Source organism: Kribbella sp. NPDC050281 (assembly GCF_040655855.1).
In the GTDB taxonomy this organism is placed as follows: domain Bacteria; phylum Actinomycetota; class Actinomycetes; order Propionibacteriales; family Kribbellaceae; genus Kribbella.
Window position 1 is genome coordinate 86,218 of sequence record NZ_JBFAKS010000020.1, and the last position, 19,030, is coordinate 105,247.

General features: G+C 69.5%; 18 protein-coding genes. 7 read left to right on the forward strand and 11 right to left on the reverse strand.

Annotation, left to right across the window (positions count from 1 at the left end; genetic code table 11):
- Positions 1–40: 40 nt before the first annotated feature.
- Positions 41–709 (forward strand): helix-turn-helix domain-containing protein, encoded by a 669-nt coding sequence (locus AB0I34_RS22300; RefSeq protein WP_360447892.1) that lies wholly within the window; start codon positions 41–43, stop codon positions 707–709.
- On the forward strand, positions 696–1,184 hold the full coding sequence (gene ybaK / locus AB0I34_RS22305) for a Cys-tRNA(Pro) deacylase (protein ID WP_360447789.1): 489 nt from the start codon (positions 696–698) through the stop codon (positions 1,182–1,184). Before AB0I34_RS22300 ends, ybaK begins: the two co-directional genes overlap by 14 nt.
- On the opposite strand, the gene AB0I34_RS22310 is transcribed toward ybaK, so the two are convergent.
- Both AB0I34_RS22310 and AB0I34_RS22315 read right to left on the reverse strand, forming a co-directional pair.
- The gene (locus AB0I34_RS22310) at positions 1,185–3,260 is read right to left on the reverse strand and encodes a phosphocholine-specific phospholipase C (RefSeq protein ID WP_360447791.1); all 2,076 of its coding nucleotides are present in this window, start codon (positions 3,258–3,260) and stop codon (positions 1,185–1,187) included.
- 53 nt (positions 3,261–3,313) lie between these two features.
- Positions 3,314–4,393 carry a 3-deoxy-7-phosphoheptulonate synthase gene (locus AB0I34_RS22315; RefSeq protein ID WP_360447793.1) on the reverse strand — a complete coding sequence of 360 codons (1,080 nt, stop codon included), beginning with the start codon at positions 4,391–4,393 and terminating at the stop codon, positions 3,314–3,316.
- A gap of 253 nt (positions 4,394–4,646) precedes the next feature.
- On the opposite strand from AB0I34_RS22315, the gene AB0I34_RS22320 reads away from it, so the two are divergent.
- From AB0I34_RS22320 to AB0I34_RS22330, 3 genes are all read left to right on the forward strand, one after another.
- Positions 4,647–5,162 (forward strand): GNAT family N-acetyltransferase, encoded by a 516-nt coding sequence (locus AB0I34_RS22320; RefSeq protein WP_360447795.1) that lies wholly within the window; start codon positions 4,647–4,649, stop codon positions 5,160–5,162.
- Positions 5,163–5,594: 432 nt separating this feature from the next.
- On the forward strand, positions 5,595–6,143 hold the full coding sequence (locus tag AB0I34_RS22325) for a histidine phosphatase family protein (RefSeq protein WP_360447797.1): 549 nt from the start codon (positions 5,595–5,597) through the stop codon (positions 6,141–6,143).
- Positions 6,144–6,354: 211 nt separating this feature from the next.
- A complete protein-coding gene (locus AB0I34_RS22330) occupies positions 6,355–6,648 on the forward strand; it encodes a WhiB family transcriptional regulator (protein ID WP_131350551.1) in 294 nt (97 codons plus the stop codon).
- A gap of 64 nt (positions 6,649–6,712) precedes the next feature.
- On the opposite strand, the gene AB0I34_RS22335 is transcribed toward AB0I34_RS22330, so the two are convergent.
- From AB0I34_RS22335 to AB0I34_RS22355, 5 genes are read right to left on the reverse strand one after another with little or no spacing between them, the layout of a single operon-like run.
- A complete protein-coding gene (locus AB0I34_RS22335; RefSeq protein ID WP_360447799.1) occupies positions 6,713–7,183 on the reverse strand; it encodes a PLD nuclease N-terminal domain-containing protein in 471 nt (156 codons plus the stop codon).
- A 17-nt stretch (positions 7,184–7,200) separates the two neighbouring features.
- Entirely contained in the window at positions 7,201–8,079 is an 879-nt protein-coding gene (locus AB0I34_RS22340) for an ABC transporter permease (protein WP_360447801.1), read from the reverse strand.
- The gene (locus AB0I34_RS22345; protein ID WP_360447803.1) at positions 8,066–8,860 is read right to left on the reverse strand and encodes an ABC transporter ATP-binding protein; all 795 of its coding nucleotides are present in this window, start codon (positions 8,858–8,860) and stop codon (positions 8,066–8,068) included. Before AB0I34_RS22345 ends, AB0I34_RS22340 begins: the two co-directional genes overlap by 14 nt.
- A gap of 17 nt (positions 8,861–8,877) precedes the next feature.
- The gene (locus AB0I34_RS22350) at positions 8,878–9,945 is read right to left on the reverse strand and encodes an ABC transporter substrate-binding protein (protein WP_360447805.1); all 1,068 of its coding nucleotides are present in this window, start codon (positions 9,943–9,945) and stop codon (positions 8,878–8,880) included.
- Positions 9,946–10,004: 59 nt separating this feature from the next.
- Positions 10,005–10,916 carry a sulfite exporter TauE/SafE family protein gene (locus tag AB0I34_RS22355; protein ID WP_360447807.1) on the reverse strand — a complete coding sequence of 304 codons (912 nt, stop codon included), beginning with the start codon at positions 10,914–10,916 and terminating at the stop codon, positions 10,005–10,007.
- 315 nt (positions 10,917–11,231) lie between these two features.
- Here AB0I34_RS22355 and AB0I34_RS22360 point away from each other — a divergent pair, with 315 nt between their 5' ends.
- Positions 11,232–13,865 (forward strand): family 78 glycoside hydrolase catalytic domain, encoded by a 2,634-nt coding sequence (locus AB0I34_RS22360; RefSeq protein ID WP_360447809.1) that lies wholly within the window; start codon positions 11,232–11,234, stop codon positions 13,863–13,865.
- Here AB0I34_RS22360 and trmB read toward each other — a convergent pair.
- From trmB to AB0I34_RS22380, 4 genes are all read right to left on the reverse strand, one after another.
- Entirely contained in the window at positions 13,846–14,556 is a 711-nt protein-coding gene (gene trmB, locus AB0I34_RS22365) for a tRNA (guanosine(46)-N7)-methyltransferase TrmB (RefSeq protein ID WP_360447811.1), read from the reverse strand. The genes AB0I34_RS22360 and trmB overlap by 20 nt on opposite strands.
- 24 nt (positions 14,557–14,580) lie before the next feature.
- Entirely contained in the window at positions 14,581–14,991 is a 411-nt protein-coding gene (locus AB0I34_RS22370) for an SRPBCC domain-containing protein (protein WP_360447894.1), read from the reverse strand.
- A 29-nt stretch (positions 14,992–15,020) separates the two neighbouring features.
- On the reverse strand, positions 15,021–15,335 hold the full coding sequence (locus AB0I34_RS22375; RefSeq protein WP_360447813.1) for a helix-turn-helix domain-containing protein: 315 nt from the start codon (positions 15,333–15,335) through the stop codon (positions 15,021–15,023).
- Between the two features lie 73 nt (positions 15,336–15,408).
- A complete protein-coding gene (locus AB0I34_RS22380) occupies positions 15,409–18,393 on the reverse strand; it encodes a bifunctional [glutamine synthetase] adenylyltransferase/[glutamine synthetase]-adenylyl-L-tyrosine phosphorylase (RefSeq protein ID WP_360447815.1) in 2,985 nt (994 codons plus the stop codon).
- Positions 18,394–18,517: 124 nt separating this feature from the next.
- Here AB0I34_RS22380 and AB0I34_RS22385 point away from each other — a divergent pair, with 124 nt between their 5' ends.
- Positions 18,518–19,027 (forward strand): hypothetical protein, encoded by a 510-nt coding sequence (locus AB0I34_RS22385; protein WP_360447817.1) that lies wholly within the window; start codon positions 18,518–18,520, stop codon positions 19,025–19,027.
- The last annotated feature ends 3 nt before the right edge of the window (positions 19,028–19,030 follow it).

The following is a 19,030-nucleotide window of genomic DNA, read 5'->3' on the forward strand; positions in this document are numbered from 1 at the left end:
TTTCATCAACGGATCTTGTCGATAGAATCATCCCGTGGACATGTCCTGGGACGCGAGCGTGCAGGCCGTCGCCGTGCTCGAGGAGCCGACGCGACGCCGGCTGTACGAGTACGTCGTCGCCCAGCCGGCGCCGGTGAGTCGCGAGGAAGCGGCCGCCGCGCTCGGCATCCCGCGGACCACCGCCGCGTTCCACCTGGACCGGCTGACCGAGGAGGGCCTGCTCGCGACCGGCTTCGAGCGCCGGACCGGCCGCACCGGCCCCGGCGCCGGACGGCCCGCGAAGCTCTACCACCGGTCCGACCGGGAGATCGAGATCACCCTCCCCGAGCGCCAGTACGCCGTGGCCGGCCGGCTGCTCGCGGCCGCGGTCGAGGACGCCGAGACGACCGGCAGCTCACCCCGCGACGCCGTCAACCGCAAGGCCGAGGAGTACGGCGAGGCCCTCGGGAGGACCGGATCGGGCCTCTCGCTGACCGAGATCCTCGAGCGGCACGGCTTCGAGCCGCGCACCGCCGAGGACGGCATCGCGCTCGGCAACTGCCCCTTCCGCCGCCTCGCCGCCGAACACCCCCGGCTGGTCTGCGGCATGAACCTGCACCTGGTCACCGGCCTCCTCAACACCGTCGACGAGCCCCTCGAAGCCCGCCTCGACCCGCAAGCGGGCCACTGCTGCGTCCGTCTCGTAAGCTCGGCGGGTGGCGAAGAGTAGGCAGAGCCAGGGGACGCCGGCGACGGTTGCGCTGACGAAGGCGAAGGTGGAGTTCAGCACACACACCTACGACCACGATCCGGCGGCGAAGTCGTTCGGGCTCGAGGCGGCCGAGGCGTTGGGGCTGGCGGCCGAGCAGGTGTTCAAGACGTTGCTGGTCGAGGTAGACGGCAAGCTCACGGTCGGCGTCGTACCGGTCGACAAGCAACTCGACCTGAAGGCGATCGCGTCCGCGGCCGGCGGGAAGAAGGCGGTGATGGCCGACCCGGCCGCCGCCGAACGCACCACCGGGTACGTCGTCGGCGGCATCAGCCCGATCGGCCAGAAACGCGCCCTGCCCACGGTGGTCGACAGCACGGCCACCGAACACGCCAAGGTCTACGTGTCCGGTGGCCGCCGCGGTCTCGACATCGGCCTGTCCCCCGCCGACCTGATCACCGTGACCAGGGCGCGGACGGCAGCGATCGCCCGCTGATCAGCCGGTGATGCTGGGCTTGCCGATCTCCAGGTGACCGGTCAGCCGACGCCGGTACGACGTGTCGTCCGGGCTGGTGACCTCGACGTCGTACCAGCCGTGGTCGGTCGGCCAGGACAGGGACCGGTTCTGCTTGCCCCGCAGTTCGATGGTGACGGTCTTACTGCCGTAGCCGCGAGCCTTCAGCTTGACGGTCAGCGACTTGCGCGAGGTGTTGACGAGCTCCAGTTCGAGCTCGTTGCCGTGCCGGTCCGTGCGCACGTCCAGCCCCGCCGCGGGTCCGTCGACGGAACCGGCCAGCTCGGCCCAGAACCGGTTCGGACCCTGGACCGCCAGCTCGAACGGGCCGTCCACTCCGATCGTCTCGACGTGCGAGCGCCGTACGTCGACATGTGCCGGCAGCGGCAGCTCACCGCCGTACGGGTAGATGGCGAAGTGCGCGGCCTGGTCGCCGTCGTTGCCGAGGGCCAACATCAACTTGCCATCAGCAATGAACCCGGAAACTGCCGGCTGGTAAGGCAGAGCGCGCGCCGGACGACGGCCGTGCTCCTGTTGCGGCACTGCCTGGTCGGCCGGCGGCGTCGGCTTCCAGCGTGCGATCGGCGCCGGCACCGGGCCGGGTGCGTCTACCGACGGCTGCCGGTACGCGCGGTCGAAGTCGAACGCCGAGGTGAGGTCGCCGCACGCGGTCCGGCGCCAGGTACTGATGTTCGGTTCCTTCACACCGGTCCAGCGTTCGAGGAACTGGATCACCGACGTGTGGTCGAATACCTGCGAGCTGACGTGTCCGCCGACGGTCCACGGCGACACCACGGTCATCGGCACCCGCGGCCCGAGTCCGATCGGCCGACCGGCGTACCAGTCGTCACCCTCACCCGAAGCGGGCCGCGGCGCGACCGGCGGCGGGACGTGGTCGAAGTAGCCGTCGTTCTCGTCGAAGTTGATCAGCAGCACGGTCTTGGACCACGTGTCCGGGTCCGACGCGATCGCGTCGAGCAGGTCATAGACCAGGTTCGCGCTGCCCACCGGCGTGGACGAACCGGGGTGCTCGGAGTCGACCGCGGAGGGCACCAGCCAGCTCACTTGCGGCAGCTTCCCGGCCTTGATGTCGGCGCGGACCCGCGGGATCAGCGACTCCGGCTCGGACCGGTACATCGCCTTGCGGAACAGCTTCTGGTCCTTGACCGGCAACTGCTCGACCGCCGCGTCCAGTTGCTTCAGCGCATCGGTCCGCTCGGCCGGCGTCTTCGCGAAGAGCTTGTCGTAGAACTCCTCGGTGGTCCGGTAGCCGCCGGGCACTGAGGCCAGGAGCCGGTGACCCAACTCCTTGAAGGTCTTGAAGTACTCGACCGCGTTGTCGGTGAAGTTGTCCCACTCCTGGTAGATCTGCCACGACACCCCGGCCCGCTCCAGCCGTTCCGGGTACGCCGTCCAGTCGTAGCCCAGGTGGTTGTAGTCGTACGCCGCGTTCGTGACCGCGCGCTGCGTCGTACCGGGCTCGTAGCCGGTCGTACCGGACCACAGGTAGTTGCGGTTCGGGTTGGTGGAGCCGTTGACGGAGCAGTGGTAAGCGTCGCAGATCGTGAAGGTCTCGGCGAGCTCGTACTGCAACGGAATGTCGCGGCGCTCGTAGTGAGTCATGGTGGCGGACGTCTTGGCCTGGACCCAGTCGTCGTGCCAGCCGTTGCTCCAGGCCTGGGTCGCGTCGCTGTAGCCGTGGGCCAGCGCACCGAGGTACTGGATGTCGTCGGGCTGGCGGCCGGCCGCGGCCGCCGCCTCGCGGACCGAGAACGGCAGCACCTCGCCGCCGCCGGTCTGGGGCTGGTGGAACACGCTGTTGCCGTTGCGCAGCCGCAACGGCTGCCGGTCACCGAACCCGCGTACGCCGCGCAGGGTCCCGTAGTAGTGGTCGAACGAACGGTTCTCCTGCATGAGCACGATCACGTGCTCGATCGCTCGCAAGCCACCTCGCCGCACAGGTTGCGCCATCGCGGTGTGCAGCGAGGGTGGGAGCAGCGACAACGCTGCCCCACCCGCCGCCGAACCGAGCACCAGGCGCCGGGAGATCTCAGTCATGCCCCGGACAGTAAGCAAGGCCTGTGGCCGCCGCGCAGCCGCGAGATGAACAGCTATCCGCGCCGCGCGACCGCCGCATCGCGGAGGTTCTCGAGCACTTCTTCGGTCGTCTCCCAGCCCATGCAGGCGTCGGTGATCGACTGCCCGTAGGTCAGCTCTCGCGTGGGGTCGAGTTCCTGCCGGCCCTCGGCCAGGAACGACTCCAGCATCACGCCGACGATCGCCCGGTTCCCCGCGGCGACCTGCGCACCGATCTCGCCGGCCACGACCGGCTGCCGGCGGTGGTCCTTACGGCTGTTGCCGTGGCTCGCGTCGACGACGACCCGCTCCGCGAGACCCGCCTTTCGCAGCAGTTCCTGGGCTCCCGCGACCGACTCTTCGTCGTAGTTGGGTCCGCCGTCGGAGCCGCGCAGGACCAGGTGGCAGTCCGGGTTGCCGCGGGTGTGCAGGATCGCCGGCGCTCCGTCGTGGTCGATCCCGGTGAACACGTGCGGTACGGCGGCCGCCTTGATCGCGTCGACCGCCGTACCGATCGAACCGTCGGGACGGTTCTTCATTCCGATCGGCATCGACAGGCCGGACGACAGCTGGCGGTGGACCTGGCTCTCAACGGTCCGGGCGCCGATCGCGCCCCATCCGACGAGATCGGCGATGTACTGCGGCGTGATCGGGTCGAGGAACTCGCAGCCGACCGGAAGGCCGAGCTCGAGCACCTGCAGCAACAGCTGCCGGGCGGTCCGCAGGCCGCGGTTCACGTCGCCGGAGCCGTCCAGGCCAGGGTCGTTGATGAGACCCTTCCAGCCGAGAGTCGAGCGCGGCTTCTCGAAGTACACGCGCATCACCACGAGAAGACCGTCGGACAGGCGCTCGGCGACCGGGCGGAGGCGTTCGGCGTACTCCAGGGCCGCCTTCGCGTCGTGCACCGAGCACGGGCCGACGACGACCAGCAGGCGGTCGTCGACGCCGTTCAGTACGTCGGCGACCGCCTGACGGCCGTCGACGACGGTCCGGGCCAGGGAGTCACTCAGCGGCAGCTCGTCGTGCAGCGCGAGCGGAGTGATCAACGGGACGGTCTTCTCGATCCGTCGATCGACGACGGCCGCCTGACTGGCCTGGTGCGGGATGGTGTTCATGACTGGGGACCTTTCCGCCGGACACCGCGGAAGGTCGCAGGCAGCCGGCTGGGAACGAGAAAAGGCAAGGACGGAGGTCCTTGCCTTCGGGCCGGCTCTGGTGTCTTCGGTGGGCGTCAGCGATCGGCTGAGTCGCCCGGCACCAAGGCCGGCCACTCAAAAAATCGCAAATAGCTCCGCGTCACGGGACCGAGAGTACCACCGGCGCGGAAAGTCCGTGGCATCCGCGCCTCGATCATGGTTGTCTCAGCGGGTGAGCATCCGTACCGCGCGCCAGGACGAGCTGGAGCTCCTGCGCGAGCTCGAGGTCGCCGCCGGCGTCCTCTTCCGCAACATCGGCATGACCGACATCGCCGAGCATCCTGCGCCGCCGCTCGAGCTGTTCGAGCAGAGTCGCCAGGCCGGCCGGCTCTGGGTCGCGACCGACGCCGACGACCGTCCGACCGGCTTCGTCCTGGTCACGCTGGTCGACGACGCGGCGCACATCGAGCAGGTGAGTGTCCATCCCGACCAGCAGGGTCAAGGCCTCGGCCGCTTGCTGATCGAGCACGTCGACTCGTGGGCGGCTGAGCAGGGCCTGCCCGCACTCACCCTCAGCACCTTCCGCAGCGTGCCCTGGAACGGCCCGTACTACGCCCGCCTCGGCTTCGTGGAGTTGCGGCCGGACGAGTGGACTCCCGGTCTGACCGACCTCCTGGCCGCCGAGACGGCGTTCGGACTCGACCCGACGCAACGCATCTTCATGCGCCGAGCTGTCACTCCTCAGTAACCGCAGGCGGTCCGGCCTCGTTGAGGGCTGCAAGACGGGTCGACACGATGAGGAGTGCAACACGGTGGTGAGGCCACGGACCTTCGAGCTGGTTCGTTACCGGGATCCCAGTGGCGTGTCGGGCACGGGAGTGGTCGCTGAGGGCTGCGAGTTCAGCGACGGGTCGGTGGCGTTGCGCTGGTGCGGTGACAATCCCGCGACAGCTGTCTGGCCGAATCTGCACTCGGTGCTCGCGGTGCACGGCCACCACGGCGCGACCGAGGTGCGCTGGATCGAGCCGCAGCCGGGGCCACGCCCGCATCCCGCGCCGGCATCGACCACCTCTTCGACGAGCCGCACGAGATCCGTCCGCCCGCCTCCGTCGCAGATCCGTCCACGAGCAGCCACGCCCGAGGATGGGCAGGCGCCCGCCATCTCCGGTAGAACATGGCCGTGACACAGATTTATCTGGTCCGGCACGGGGAGCCGGACTACGAGCTGATCGATTCCCGCGGCTGGCCCGGGATGGCGGCCGACTCCGCCCCGCTGACCCCGCTCGGGACGAAACAGGCCCAGGAGCTCGCGGACCTGCTCAGCGGGATCGGAGCGACGTACTTGGTCAGCTCCCCGTTCACCCGCGCGCTGCACAGCGCCGCGATCATCGGCCACCGGCTGGCCCTCGGCGTCCGGGTCGACTACGACCTCCGCGACTGGCTGCCGGACCACGCCGGTGCGTGGCGCGGCATCGCCGACGTACGGGCCGCACAGGCCGAGTTCGAGGCGTACGACGGCGAGTGGCCGGAAGGCATCCAACGGCCCTGGGAGCCGCTGTCCCGGGTCCGTGAGCGGGCCCGTGCGGCACTCACCCGGCACTCCGCGAGCACGGACGGCCCGGTGCTGGCGATCACTCACGCAATGGTCATCCGTGCCCTGACCGGCGAGACCGGCACTCCGCACGGAGCGCACGAGTACTACCGGTTCGACCCGGCCGGCGAGGTCTGACCTCTCCGTCACCGGATAAGTGGCGCAAGTCACACCCGGTGATGACGTGAACACACTCTCCGCGTGATCCGGCCCCGATCACGACACGCGACGACACCTGCCGATAACGAATGGACCGAAGTTCGAGACAACAAGGGTTGAACTCGCCATGAGTTGAGCATAGTTTTCACCGAGCGCCCGTCCGCGCTTACGGTGAGTCAAGGAGGTTGCCATGTCGAGAGGGATGCCTCGCCTACCCCGCCCGCTCATGGATCTGTGGGACTGGCAGTCGCAGGCCGCGTGCCGCGACGTCAACCCAGAGCTGTTCTTCTCGCCCGAGTCGGAGCGTGGCGTGCGAAAACGTGCCCGCGAGATGGTGGCCAAGTCCCTCTGCGGGACCTGCCCGGTCCAGCCGGAGTGCCGGCAGCACGCACTCTCGGTCGGAGAGCCGTACGGCGTCTGGGGCGGCACCACGGAGTCGGAGCGCGACAACACCCTCCTGCCCGAGCACCGAAAGTCCGCGTGAGCCGCTGCTAGGACGCGTCTCTCACCACGACGGAAGCCCTGATCGGCGGGGCCTGCGCGCGAGCTCAGGCCTTGCCGTCGTCGGGCTCTGAGGTGGTCTCAGCCTCTGGCGTCGTCTCGGAGCCGGAGTCCTTCGCCTTGGGCTTCGTCTCCGGCTCCTCGGGCCCCTCAGGCTTCTGCACGGCGTCCTGCGGTCGATCCTCCGGACGGTCGTGAGGCTCGTCGTCGTGCGGCGGCTTGACCGTGGTCCGCGGGTCGCGGTAGCGATCCAGCGTCTTCAGGAAGTCCGGATCATCGTCGGGCGCGACCGGGCGTGCGGACGGCCGTGGCGGCCGGCCCGTGACTTCCCGACGACTGCCCTGGGTGCGCGACATGAGCAGCCAGACGATCGGCCCGACGAACGGGACGAACACGATCAGGACGATCCACACCAGCTTCGGCAGATGCGGCACTTCCTCGTCGGGCGTCTGGATGCAGGAGAACAGCGCGTACACGCTGAGCGCCAGGCTGATCAGGAACGGCAGGAATCGGACCACGCCCCCACAGTACGGCGTCAGCGCGCTGTGACGGTCAGACCCCGCGCGCGCAGTACCGAGTTCTCCAGCGGCCGGAACACCAGCAGTTCGATTCCGACGCCGACGACGAAGATCAGCAGGATGCCGGCGAACACCATCGAGATGTCCGACAGCGACATCCCGTTGTGCAGGAACTGGCCGAGTCCCTGACCGAGGTCCGGCGACGTCGCGATCAACTCGGCGGCCATCAGCGACCGCCAGGAGAACGCCCAGCCCTGCTTGAGTCCGCCGAGGAATCCGGGCAGCGCGGCCGGCAGCAGGATGTAGCGGATCCCACTCAGGCGTCCCGCTCCGAGCGCCTTCCCGACCCGCGGCAGGATCGGCGGCACCTGATCCAGACCGGACACCAACCCGTTCGCGATCGAGGGCACGGCGCCCAGCAGCACGACCCAGTAGATCGCCCGGTCGTTCAGCCCGAACCACAAGATCGCGGCCGGCACCCACGCCACCGACGGCAGGCTCTGCAATCCCGACACCAACGGCCCGATCCCTCGCCGTACGACCCTGATGTTGGCGATCGCCAGGCCGAGCGGTACGGCGATCAGCAGCGACAGCGCGAAGCCGATCACCGCGCGATGCACCGACACCCAGAACAGTTCGAGGATCTCCCCCGACGTCACCAACTGCCAGATCTGATCCCACACAGCGATCGGAGCCGGCAGCTTGAACTCGGGCCAGAACGCCGCCGCCCACAACGCCTGCCACACAGCCACCAGCAGGACGACAGCACCGATGGGTGGGAGCGCCCCCGCCGCAATCCGCCGTGCGCGTGAGCCTTCGGACCGCTTGACCGGCGTGTCCAGCGCATCCAGGCCGGCCTCGACCGAGCCTTCTTCCTGAAGGTCAAGCTGCGGCATGGCTGCTGATCACCCTGCGAAGCTCGGTGTTGATCTCGTCAACTGCCTCAGCCTCGGGCAACTGGTCGACATCCCACTGCCGCACGACCCGACCAGGCCGCGACGACAGCAGTACGACGCGTTGCCCCAGCCGCACGGCCTCGCGGACGTCGTGTGTCACGAACAGGATCGCCGTACCGGTCGCACGCCAGATCCGCAGCAGCTCTCCCTGCAACACGTCCCGGGTGATCGCGTCCAAGGCAGAGAAGGGCTCGTCCATCAGCAGCAGCGACGGCTTGCCCGCACCGGAGCCGGTGTTGTCCGTCGTCGATGCCAACGCGCGGGCCAGCGCGACCCGCTGCCGCATCCCGCCCGACAGTTCGTGCGGTCGCTTGTCACCGAGCCCGGCCAGCCGGACCAGCTCCAGCAGCTCAGCAGCCTTCGCACGCCGCCGTGCCTTCGGTACGCCGGCCATCCGCAACGGCAGCTCGACATTCCCGGCTGCCGTCAGCCACGGCATCAGCGCAGCCTCCTGGAACACCACCGCGGGCCGCGACGAGCTCAGCTCGATCCGTCCACTCGTCGGCTGATCCAGACCGGCGACCAGGTTGAGCAGTGTGGTCTTGCCGCAGCCGGACGCCCCGAGCAGGCAGACGAACTCACCAGCGGCCAGCTCCAGATCGACACCCTCGAGCGCCACGACCGCCGACCGGCCGCTCCCGAACGCCTTGCCCACTTGGTGAAACCGCACCGGACTCACGCTGTCCACTACGGCCCGATCGGCCTCGACGATCGCGGTCATGGCTGCCTCCCTGGTGACTACTTCGTGTCCAGACCGGCGGCGTCGACGGCCGGCTTGCCTGCCTTGCTCAGTACGTCGTTCAACGGACCGAGGTCCGCGAATCCAGCCACCGCCGGTGCTTGTTTCGCGATGCCCGCGGTGACCTGGTCCTTGGCCAGTTGCGGGAACGTCGACGCGATCGGGTCCGCGGTGATCTGGATGTTCTGGAACGCGCGGTCGATGACGGCCGGCTTCAACGCCTTGCCGGTGGCTTCCTTGAGTTGCTTGTTCACCGCGGTCTCCGCGGCCGCCTTGTCCTTGTCCGCGAAGTCGATCGCCGAGACCAGGCCGGTCAGCAGCGCCTTCACGGTCTCGGGGTGCTCCTGAAGGAACTTGGTCCGCACGATCAGCACCGTGGTCGGGAACTTCCCGTCCGGCCACAGCGACGCCTCGTCCAGCAAGACCTTCGCGCCGGCGTCAAGGACCAGGCGCGACGACCAGGGCTCGGGCAGCCAGGCCGCGTCCACCTCGCCCTGCTTGAACGCGTCCAGCGTCTGCGCGTTCTCCAGGTTGGTGACCTTGACCTTGCCGGTGAGCTTGTTCTCGGCGAGCCACTTCTTCAGCGACACGTCCTGGGTGTTGCCGAGCTGTGGGGTGACGACGGTCTTGCCGACCAGGTCGGCCGGCTTGGTGATCGTCGGCTTCACCACCAGTTGCGCACCGCCGGACGTCGTACCGGCGATCAGCCGGACGGCCTCGCCGTTGGACTTCGCGTAGGCGTTGATCGCGGGACCGGAGCCGATGAACGACGCGTCCAGCGAGCCGCCGAGCAGCGCGCCGACGGCCTCCGGGCCGGCGTTGAACTTGGTCGGCACCAGCTTCGTGCTGCCGAGTTCCTTCGTGAACAGGCCCTGGTCGAGACCGACCAGGGCGGCGGCATGGGTGACGTTCGGGAAGTAGCCGAGCCGCAACTCGGTGGCCAGGCCCTTGTCGGTCGACGCGACCGGAGCCTCGTCGCGGTCGGCTCGCGAGCAGCCGGTGACGGCGGCGGACAGAGCCAGGACGGCGGCGAGCAGGCGGACAGGACGAATGCTGTGGATACTCACAAGCGGACCTTCGGTGGTGCAGGCGGCCGGACGGCCGCGGGCGGGAATGAAAGAGCAGGTCAGGAAGCGGTCTCGAGCTCGCGCTCGTCGTCCAGGACACGTTCGGCCTCGGTCACGGCGCGGCGGCCGGCGGACAGTACGCCGTACGCGACGACTGCGGCCCAGCCGAGGACCAGGACCCCGTACGCGAGATAGCGCGGACCGGCGGCGACGTCGAGGCCGTTCATCAGCGTGCGGGCGTTGGTCAGGATCAGCACCAGGCCGACACCGACACCGAGCCAGCGAGTCGCCAGTCGGGACACCAGCCAAGCGGCCAGCGGTGCCGCGAGGACGCCGCCGATCAGCAGCGCGGCGACGATGCCGTACGGCAGGTTCTTCCCGCCGAGTCCGAACAGGAAGCCGATGCTGGCGGCGACCGAGACGAGGAACTCCGCGGCGTTCACCGAGCCGACCGAGCGTCGCGGCGCGAGCTTGCCGCTGCTGAGCAGCGCCGAGTTCGCCACCGGGCCCCAACCGCCACCGCCGGTGGCGTCGATGAAGCCGGCGACCAGACCCAGCGGCCCGAGGAACCGGCCCGCCGGCCTGCCCTCGATCACGGCCCGCACCTTGCCGGTGCCGAACCGGGCCAGGATGTAGACGCCGAGCAGAAGCAGCAGGGCGGCAACCCACACCGACGCCGACTCGGTCGACAAGCTGGACAGGAACGTCGCACCGGCGAACGCGCCGACGGCTCCCGGCACACCGATCAGCGCGACCACGCGCCAGTCGACGTTGCCGAAGCGCCAGTGCGAGATGCCGGAGGCGAGTGTGGTGCCCACCTCGGCGAGATGGACGGAAGCGGACGCGACGGCCGGGGTGATCCCGGTGATCAGCAGGGCCGTGCTGGCGGTGACGCCGTAGGCCATGCCGAGGGTGCCGTCGACGAGTTGGGCGACGGAGCCCAGCAAAGCGATCAGGATGAGGCGACGCACGGAACTGCTCCTACGGGTCGGGAGGAGACGGTGACGGAGGGCGGAGTCCTACGCCGAAGGTCGACAACCCGAGGAGTTCACGCGCAGCAGGTCGACGTGCCGGCGCCGCGTGAGCGCGTCGCCGGGAGCGTTTCGAGTGACCTGCATGAGTCCATGAAAGCGGACAAAGTCGAGTGACATGCTCAGGTTTCGCGATGTGAGACGACAAATCGCTGAGCGGACGGACTCATCGGCCGGTTGTGGTCAGAATGTTGAAAGCCTGGCGGCGGACTGCCTACGGTCCTCGGGGTGCCGATGAGCCTGAGGAGCCGCCTGATGCCTGATCTGCCGGACGGTTGGACGCCTGGGGGTCCACTGAACGCCGGAACGCTGAAGACCGAGTACGCCGTCCGCCCACTGGGCACCGACGTGTCGCGGCCTCGGTTGAGCTGGATCGCCACCGCCCCCGGGTACGGCGCGACCCAGACGGCGTACCGGATCCTGGTCGCGAGCACGCCGGAGCTGTTGACGCCGGAGAGTGCGGATGTCTGGGACTCCGGCACGGTGAGCTCGGCGCGGACCTTCGGCATCGAGTACGACGGCCCGCCGCTGACCGCACGCACGCGCTACCACTGGACCGTCCAGCTGTGGGACGGACTGGACCGCGAAAGCGAGTGGGCTACACCGGAATGGTTCGAGACCGGCCTGCTGGACGAGGGTTTCGGACCCGCCCGGTGGATCGGCGGCCAGCTGGAGAGCGCTCCACTCCTGCGCAAGGCCTTCGCCGTCGACGGCAGCGTGCGACGCGCGCGCCTCTACGCGAGCGGTCTCGGGTACGCCGACCTGCGCCTCAACGGCCAGGCCGTGAGCGACGCGGTCCTCGACCCCGGCTTCACCGACTACGACCACACCGTGCTCTATGTGACCCACGACGTCACCGAACTCCTCCGCGCCGGCGACAACGTGGTCGGCGCCGAGCTCGGCCGCGGCTTCTTCGGACTCACGTCACCGAACGCCTGGCGCTGGCACGAGGCGCCATGGACCGCCGAGCCGAGGCTGATCGCGCGCCTCGTCGTCGAGTACGACGACGGCCACACGACCGAGGTGGTCTCGGACGAGTCCTGGCGCATCACCGGCGGCCCGACCCTCTCGGACTCCCTCTACACCGGCGAGACGTACGACGCCCGCCGCGCCCTCCCCGGCTGGGACGCGGCCGGCTTCGACGACTCCGCCTGGTCCGCAGCCTCCGTGGTCGACGCGCCGAAGGGACAACTGCAAGGCCAGGCGCACGAGCCGATCCGCGTGGTCGAGACCGTCGCGCCCGTCGAGCTCACCGAGGTTCGGCCCGGGGTGTGGATCGCGGACTTCGGCCAGACCACGGCCGGCTGGACCAAGCTCACCGTCACCGCGCCGGCCGGGACCGTCGTCGGCCTGACGCACGGTGAGACGGTTGCTGACGGCAACGTGGTCGCGGTGAACCGGCACGTCGAGGGCGATCGGATCCAGCGCGACGAGTACATTGCCGCCGGCAGCGGTGTCGAGGAGTGGGAACCACGCTTCTCCTACAAGGGCTTCCGCTACGTCGAGATCGACGGGCTGACCGAGCGTCCCGACGTACTGATGCGCGTCGCGCACTCCGACGTCGGCACGGTGACCAGGTTCACGTCGGCGCAGGCGCCGTACGAGCAGTTCGACCAGGCGATGCGGCGGACGATCCTGAACAACCTGCATGGCATCCCGACCGACACGCCGTTCATGGAGAAGAACGGGTGGACCGGGGACGCGCAGGTCGGTGGGCCGACGATGCTGGCGACGCTGGACATGGCTCGCTTCTTCACCAAGTGGCTGGGCGACATCCGCGACAGCCAGGCCGAGTCCGGGCAGCTGCCGGTGATCGTCCCGTCCAGCGGCTGGGGCTTCACCGACCTCTCCCCCGCAACCGAGTGGCCCACTGTCTACCCGTTCCTGCTGCGTGAGATGCACCGCTCGTACGGCGACGAGCGGCTGCTGCGTGAGCACTGGGACTCGCTGACTCGCTACCTGGCGTGGGAGCTCGACCGGGTCGATGACGGGCTGTCCGTCAGCGTGCTCGGCGACTGGCTGCCACCCGGCTACGGCCGCGGCCCGGCGCCCGAGGACCGCCGGCTCACGGGTACGGCGTACCTCTATCGCGCCGTTCTCTCGGCCGCTGAGATCGGTGATCTGATCGGCAAGCCGAACGACTACCGGAAGGCTGCGGCCGAGCTGGCCGACGGACTGAACCGGGCGTTCCTGGATCGCGAGACCGCGCACTACCGGTCGGCCGACGACCCGGACTACCGGCAGACGTCGAACGCGGTGCCGCTGGCGTTCGGGATCGTGCCGGACGAGCTTGTCCCCCGGGTCGCCGCGAACCTGGCGGCAGACGTGGAGGCGCGTGGCTTCCACCTCAACACCGGCTGCCTCGGCGTCGGCGAACTGCTGCCGGTGCTGACCGCCCACGGGTACGGCGAGGCCGCGACGAAGGTCGCGTTGCAGCGCTCGTATCCGAGCTGGGGGTACTGGTTCGACCTCGGCGCGGACACGATGTGGGAGAAGTGGGAGGAGGACTCGCGGTCGCGGAACCACTACTTCCAGGGCACCGTCGTGCAGTGGATCTACGAGAACGTCGCTGGACTCCGCAACGTCGACGCGGGCTGGGAGCGGATCGTGGTCCGGCCGGACGCACGCGACGAGACGAGTTCGGCCGGCATCCACACCGACACGATCCGCGGGCGGGTCTCCGTGGTGTGGCGGCAGGTCAGCCGGGTGCTGTCCCTCGATGTGCAGGTGCCGGTCGGTACGACGGCCGAAGTCCACGTACCGTCCGCGGCGTCGTCGGAGGTCACCGTCGTACCGGGTCAGTTCGCGAGCGAACCGTCGTACCAGGACGGCTACACCGTCTACACGGTGCCGGCCGGACACTGGAGCTTCACAAGCCGGTCGGCGTGACCTTCGTGTAGAGGAGATCGCGCACCGCCCGGCCCTCGGCCTGGGCGCGGGACTCGAACTTGGTGACCGGACGCCACTCCGGGCGCGGGGCCCAGCCGTCGTACGCGTTACGCAGCTGCGGCTCGGCCTCGCACACCTCGAGCATCCGGTCCGCGTAGTCCGCCCAGTCGGTTGCCAGATGCAACGTTCCGCCGGGCTGCAGCCGGGACGCCACCAGCGCGACGAACGGCGGCGTCACCAGCCGGCGCTTGTGGTGCCGCTTCTTCGGCCACGGGTCCGGGAAGTAGATCCGTACGCCGGACAAGGCGCCCAGCGCCACGTGGTCGCGCAGAAAGTCGAGCGCGTCGCCGTCCAGCAGCCGGACGTTGTCCAGGTCGTACTTCTCCACCCACAGCATCAACTGCCCGAGACCGGGCGGGTACACCTCGGCCGCCAGATGGTTGACCTCCGGCGCGGCGACCGCGAGCTGGGCGGTCGCGTCGCCCATCCCGGATCCGATCTCCAGAACGGTCGGCGCCTCCCGGCCGAACCACTCGTCGAGATCGACATCACCCGGCGGCAGGTCCTCCAGCTTCCGGCCCAGCCCGGACCAGCGCGTCTCCCAGACCCGCTTCTGCCCGACTGTCATCCGGACAGTGCGCCGGACGTGGCTGAACACGCCCGCCTGTCTGACCTGATCCGTCCTTTCCACCACGCCGAGTCTAGGAAACCCGCCTCAGAACTCGATCGCGAGGGTGCGGGAGGTCTCCAGGTAGGTCTTGAGGTTGGCCAGGATCGGGGCCCATCCGGTCCGCCAGCCCTCGACCGCGTCGGCGGCGATCTCGTCGTGCACGACCTGCAGCTTGACCACAGTCGACCCGGCCGGCTCGATCGTGAACGTCACGCGGCCCGGCACCTCGTCGCGGCGGGACTCCAGGAACTCGTTCTTGAACGTGTAGGCGAGCGTCTTCGGCTCGTCGTACACCAGCACCTCGCCGGAATCGGTCAGGCTGTCGTCGGCACTGTCGTAGAACCGCACCGGCGAGCCGACGGTCCAGTCCGACTCGATCCGCCGGCCGAACCAGTACAGCTGGGTGAACGCTCCCGAAGTGAGCGCCTCCCACAGCTTCTCCGGGGTTGTCTCGATCTAGGTGACGTGAATCATCGCGGGCTTGCTCATCTGTCCTCCTCGAGCGCCGCTTTCAATGCGCTGAGGGCGCGCAGTTTGTCGCGCTCGTAGTTGCTCAGCCATCGTTCGGCGATCTCGTTGATCGGTACCGGATTGAGGTAGTGGAACTTGTGCCGGCCGCGCTTGACGGTGACGACCAGGTTCGCGTCCTCGAGCAGGTGCAGATGCTTGGTCACGCCCTGCCGGGTCAGCTCTGGCAGCAGCTCGGACAGCTCCAGCAGAGTCTGCCCGTTCCGCTCCCGCAACGCGTCCAGCAACCGGCGGCGTCCCTCGTCCGCCAACGCCTTGAACACCAGCTCCACCCCTCGACAATAGGCAACTAAAAGGTTGCCTATCAACGACGAGTGATCCAGGGCGGGCATGACGGAGTGCTGCTCAGTCGTCCCAGAAGAGGCGGGCGACGGTGTTGTGGGCGCGGCGGGTGATGCGCAGGTAGTCGTCGGAGAAGCGGCTGGACTCGCCGGGCGGGTAGCCGCAGATCTGGGCGACCGAGGAGAGGTCACGGGGATCGCGGGGCAACGAATCGCCAGGCCGGCCGCGGACCAGCATGATCGCGTTCCGGATCCGGGTCGCCAGCTCCCACGCCTCGCGCAAGGTGGCCGCCTCGGCCGCTTCCACCAGGCCTGCGTCCACCGCGACACGCAGTGCGCCGAGCGTGCGCGTCGTACGGAGCTCAGGCAGGCGATGCGCCTCGCGAAGCTGCAACAGCTGCACAGTCCACTCGATGTCGGCCAGGCCGCCGCGGCCGAGCTTGGTGTGCGTGCTCGGGTCGGCACCACGCGGAAGGCGTTCCGCGTCCACGCGAGCCTTGATCCGGCGGATCTCCATCACGTCGCGTTCGCTGACCCCGTCGGCCGGGTAGCGCAGTGGGTCGATCAGCTCGCGGAACGACGCGCACAGCTCGGGATCACCGCACAACGGGTCGGCTCGCAGCAGCGCCTGCGCCTCCCACACCGCCGACCAGCGCGCGTAGTACGAGGCGTACGAGGCCAGCGTCCGGACCAACGGCCCTTGGCGGCCTTCGGGCCGCAGGTCGGCGTCGATCGCGACGGCGGGATCCGCGCCCGGCAGCGCGAGCAGCCGACGCAGCTCGGTCGCGGCCTGGGTCGCGAAGTCGGTCGCCGCCCGCTCGTCCGCACCCGGTAGCGGATCGTGGACGAACATCACGTCGGCGTCGCTGCCGTACCCGAGCTCATGGCCCCCGAAGCGACCCATCGCCACGATCGACATCCGCGTCGGCTCAGGTTCGCCCTTTGCCACCGCGCGCTTGGCCACCTCGAGCGCAGTGGTCAGTGTGCCCACCGAGATCGCGGTCAGCCCTTCCCCGACAGCCTCGACCTCGAGCAGACCGGACAGGTCGGCCGCGGCGGTCCGGAAGAGCTCGCGGCGCCGGACCGCACGAATCGCGGCCACCGCCGCCTCGGGTTGCTCCTGTCGGCCGGCAGCGGCGGACATCTCGACCAGCAGTGCCTCTTGAGAGCGCGGGACCAGCTCGCGCTCGTCGGCGAGCATGGCGGTCGCCTCCGGAGCACGCTGCAGCAGGTCCACGGCGTACCGGCCGCTGGCCAGCAGGTGCGCGAGGCGCTCGGCCGACGCTCCCTCGTCGCGGAGCTGACGCAGGTACCACGGAGTCGACCCGAGGTGGTCCGAGATCGTCCGGAACGCGAGCAAGCCGGCGTCCGGGTCGGGCGATTCCGCGAACCAGCCGAGCATGGCCGGCAGCAGCGCCTTCTGGATCGACGACCGCCGCGACACTCCCTCGGACAGCGCCTCGATGTGCCGCAGCGCCGAAGCGGGATCGGCGTACCCGAGGGCGGTCAGGCGTTGCTTGGCGGCCTCCGGGGTCAGGCGGACCTCGCCGCCGGGGATGCGGGCGACGGCCGCGAGCAGCGGGCGGTAGAACAGCTTCTCGTGCAGCCGCCGGACCTCGAGCGCGTGCTTCTTCCACGCCGCGGTCAGGTCGGTCACCGGGTTCTTGGTGAAGCCGAGCGAACGGCCGAGGCGGCGGAGGTCGGCCTCGTCGTCGGGGACCTGGTGGGTACGGCGCAACCGGTACAGCTGGATGCGGTGCTCCATCGAGCGGAGGAAGCGGTACGCGTCCGCGAGCACGGCGCCGTCGGTGCGACCGACGTACCCGTTGGCGGTCAACGACTCGAGCGCGACCAGCGTCGTGCCGCTGCGCACCGCTTCGTCGCTCCGGCCGTGCACGAGTTGCAGAAGCTGTACGGCGAACTCCACGTCGCGCAGACCGCCGGGACCGAGCTTCAGTTGGCGGTCGACGTCGGCCGCCGGGATGTGGTCGATGACGCGCCGGCGCATGGCCTGGACGTCGTCGACGAAGCCTTCACGGTCGGCCGCGGACCAGACCAGCTCGGCGGTCTTCTCGGCGTACTGCTCGCCGAGCTTGGCGTCGCCGGCGACCGGACGCGCCTTGAGCAGGGCCTGGAACTCCCAGGTCTTCGCCCAGCGTTGGTAGTACGCGAGGTGGCTGTCGAGGGTGCGGACCAGCGGGCCGGACTTGCCTTCGGGGCGGAGGGCGGCGTCGACCGGCCAGAGGGTGCTCTCGCCGGTGTGCTCCGAGCAGATTCGCATCGCGGCGGCGGCCAGGTGGGTCGCGGTCTTGAGGGCCGGGACCTCAGAGTCTCCGTCGTGCGGTTCGGCGACGAACAGGACGTCGACGTCGCTGACGTAGTTGAGTTCGCGGCCACCACACTTGCCCATGGCAATGATCGCGAGGCGGCAGTCGGCCGCGCCGGGGTGGGCGGCGAAGTACGCGTTGCGGGCGATGTGGAGCGCGGTCTCCAGGGCTCCCCCGGCGAGGTCGGCCAGCACGGCGGCGACCTCGTCGACCAGCAGGCCTTCGGCGAGGTCGCGGGCCGCGAGGCGAAGCAGAAGGCGGCGGTACTCGATCCGCAGCGCGTCGACCGGGTTGGGTGCGTCGACGGCCGTGGCGAGTCGGGCGCGGACGTCGTCAGGCGTCGGGCGTACGGCGGCCAGCGCGGGGTCGGCCAGGTCGTACCAGTGCCGTGGGTGCACTTCGAGGTGCCGCCCGAAGGCCTCACTCGCGCCGAGCACGAAGACGAGCCGACGGCGGAAGTCGTCGTCCATCTCCAGCGTGCGCGCGAACGCGGCGACGTCGTACCCGTGCCGGTGCAGCGCCTCCGCGATCCCGCAGAGTCCCTGCAGCGCGAGGTCCGGATCCGCCGACTCCGACAGCGTGTTGATCAGCTGTGTGGTGGCGAGCGGGCTGTGCGAGGCCAAGGCGTCCAGTTGCTCCAGCATCACCCCGGCCCGCTGCGGATCCCCGAAGCCCAGCCGAACCAGCCGGCCTTCCCAGGAACCCCTCCGAGCCTCAGCCACCCCAGCAGGCTACCCGCGCCCCCGGGAAGGCGAACTGGCCACCTCGGATGGATACCAAGTGTGTTGCAGTGGATACACGGTGTCGTGTAGCGGATTCGGGCTGTAGTCGGCATGATGGCTGTTCATGGTCATGATGACGGGGTCGCTCGCCGTGCGGGGCACTGTGGTCTGGTTGACGCCTCAGCAGGGTGGGCGGGTGTCCGGGCCGCCCGAGCCGGACTACGACTACGACTACACAGCCACCGCGTACGTGCCGCCGCGCAGCGCGGAGGACGGGCAGGCGGGGATCGCACTCCGGCGGTTCGCGCCGGGCGCCTGGCGGACCCCGGCGGAGGGGATCCTCGTCCCGTCCAAGGGCAACCGGGCCCAGCAGGTGATCCCGGGATGCATCGTGGTGATCACCGAAGGGATCCGCCCTGTCGGTCTGCTCACGGTGGAAGAGGTCCATGCACTCGCACCGGACGGCACCCAGGTGATCTCGTCCGCCGAGCCCGCACCGCTCCCGGACCTCACCATGACCGCGCCGGTCTCCCCGACCGATCCGCCGTACCGGCACTCCACCGCCGCGGCCCGCTGGACGACCACCTCGGAGCACGCCTCCGATCAGGCACCGCTCCACGCCGCCGAGCTCTGAACA

What these genes read in the sequence shown, in the direction of transcription:
- AB0I34_RS22300 (WP_360447892.1), top strand. Translation starts at nt 41, where the DNA reads ATGTCCTGGGACGCGAGCGTGCAGGCCGTCGCCGTGCTCGAGGAGCCG.
- AB0I34_RS22310 (WP_360447791.1), bottom strand. Translation starts at nt 3,260, where the DNA reads ATGACTGAGATCTCCCGGCGCCTGGTGCTCGGTTCGGCGGCGGGTGGG.
- AB0I34_RS22315 (WP_360447793.1), bottom strand. Translation starts at nt 4,393, where the DNA reads ATGAACACCATCCCGCACCAGGCCAGTCAGGCGGCCGTCGTCGATCGA.
- AB0I34_RS22330 (WP_131350551.1), top strand. Translation starts at nt 6,355, where the DNA reads ATGTCGAGAGGGATGCCTCGCCTACCCCGCCCGCTCATGGATCTGTGG.
- AB0I34_RS22340 (WP_360447801.1), bottom strand. Translation starts at nt 8,079, where the DNA reads ATGCCGCAGCTTGACCTTCAGGAAGAAGGCTCGGTCGAGGCCGGCCTG.
- AB0I34_RS22345 (WP_360447803.1), bottom strand. Translation starts at nt 8,860, where the DNA reads ATGACCGCGATCGTCGAGGCCGATCGGGCCGTAGTGGACAGCGTGAGT.
- AB0I34_RS22360 (WP_360447809.1), top strand. Translation starts at nt 11,232, where the DNA reads ATGCCTGATCTGCCGGACGGTTGGACGCCTGGGGGTCCACTGAACGCC.
- AB0I34_RS22385 (WP_360447817.1), top strand. Translation starts at nt 18,518, where the DNA reads ATGGTCATGATGACGGGGTCGCTCGCCGTGCGGGGCACTGTGGTCTGG.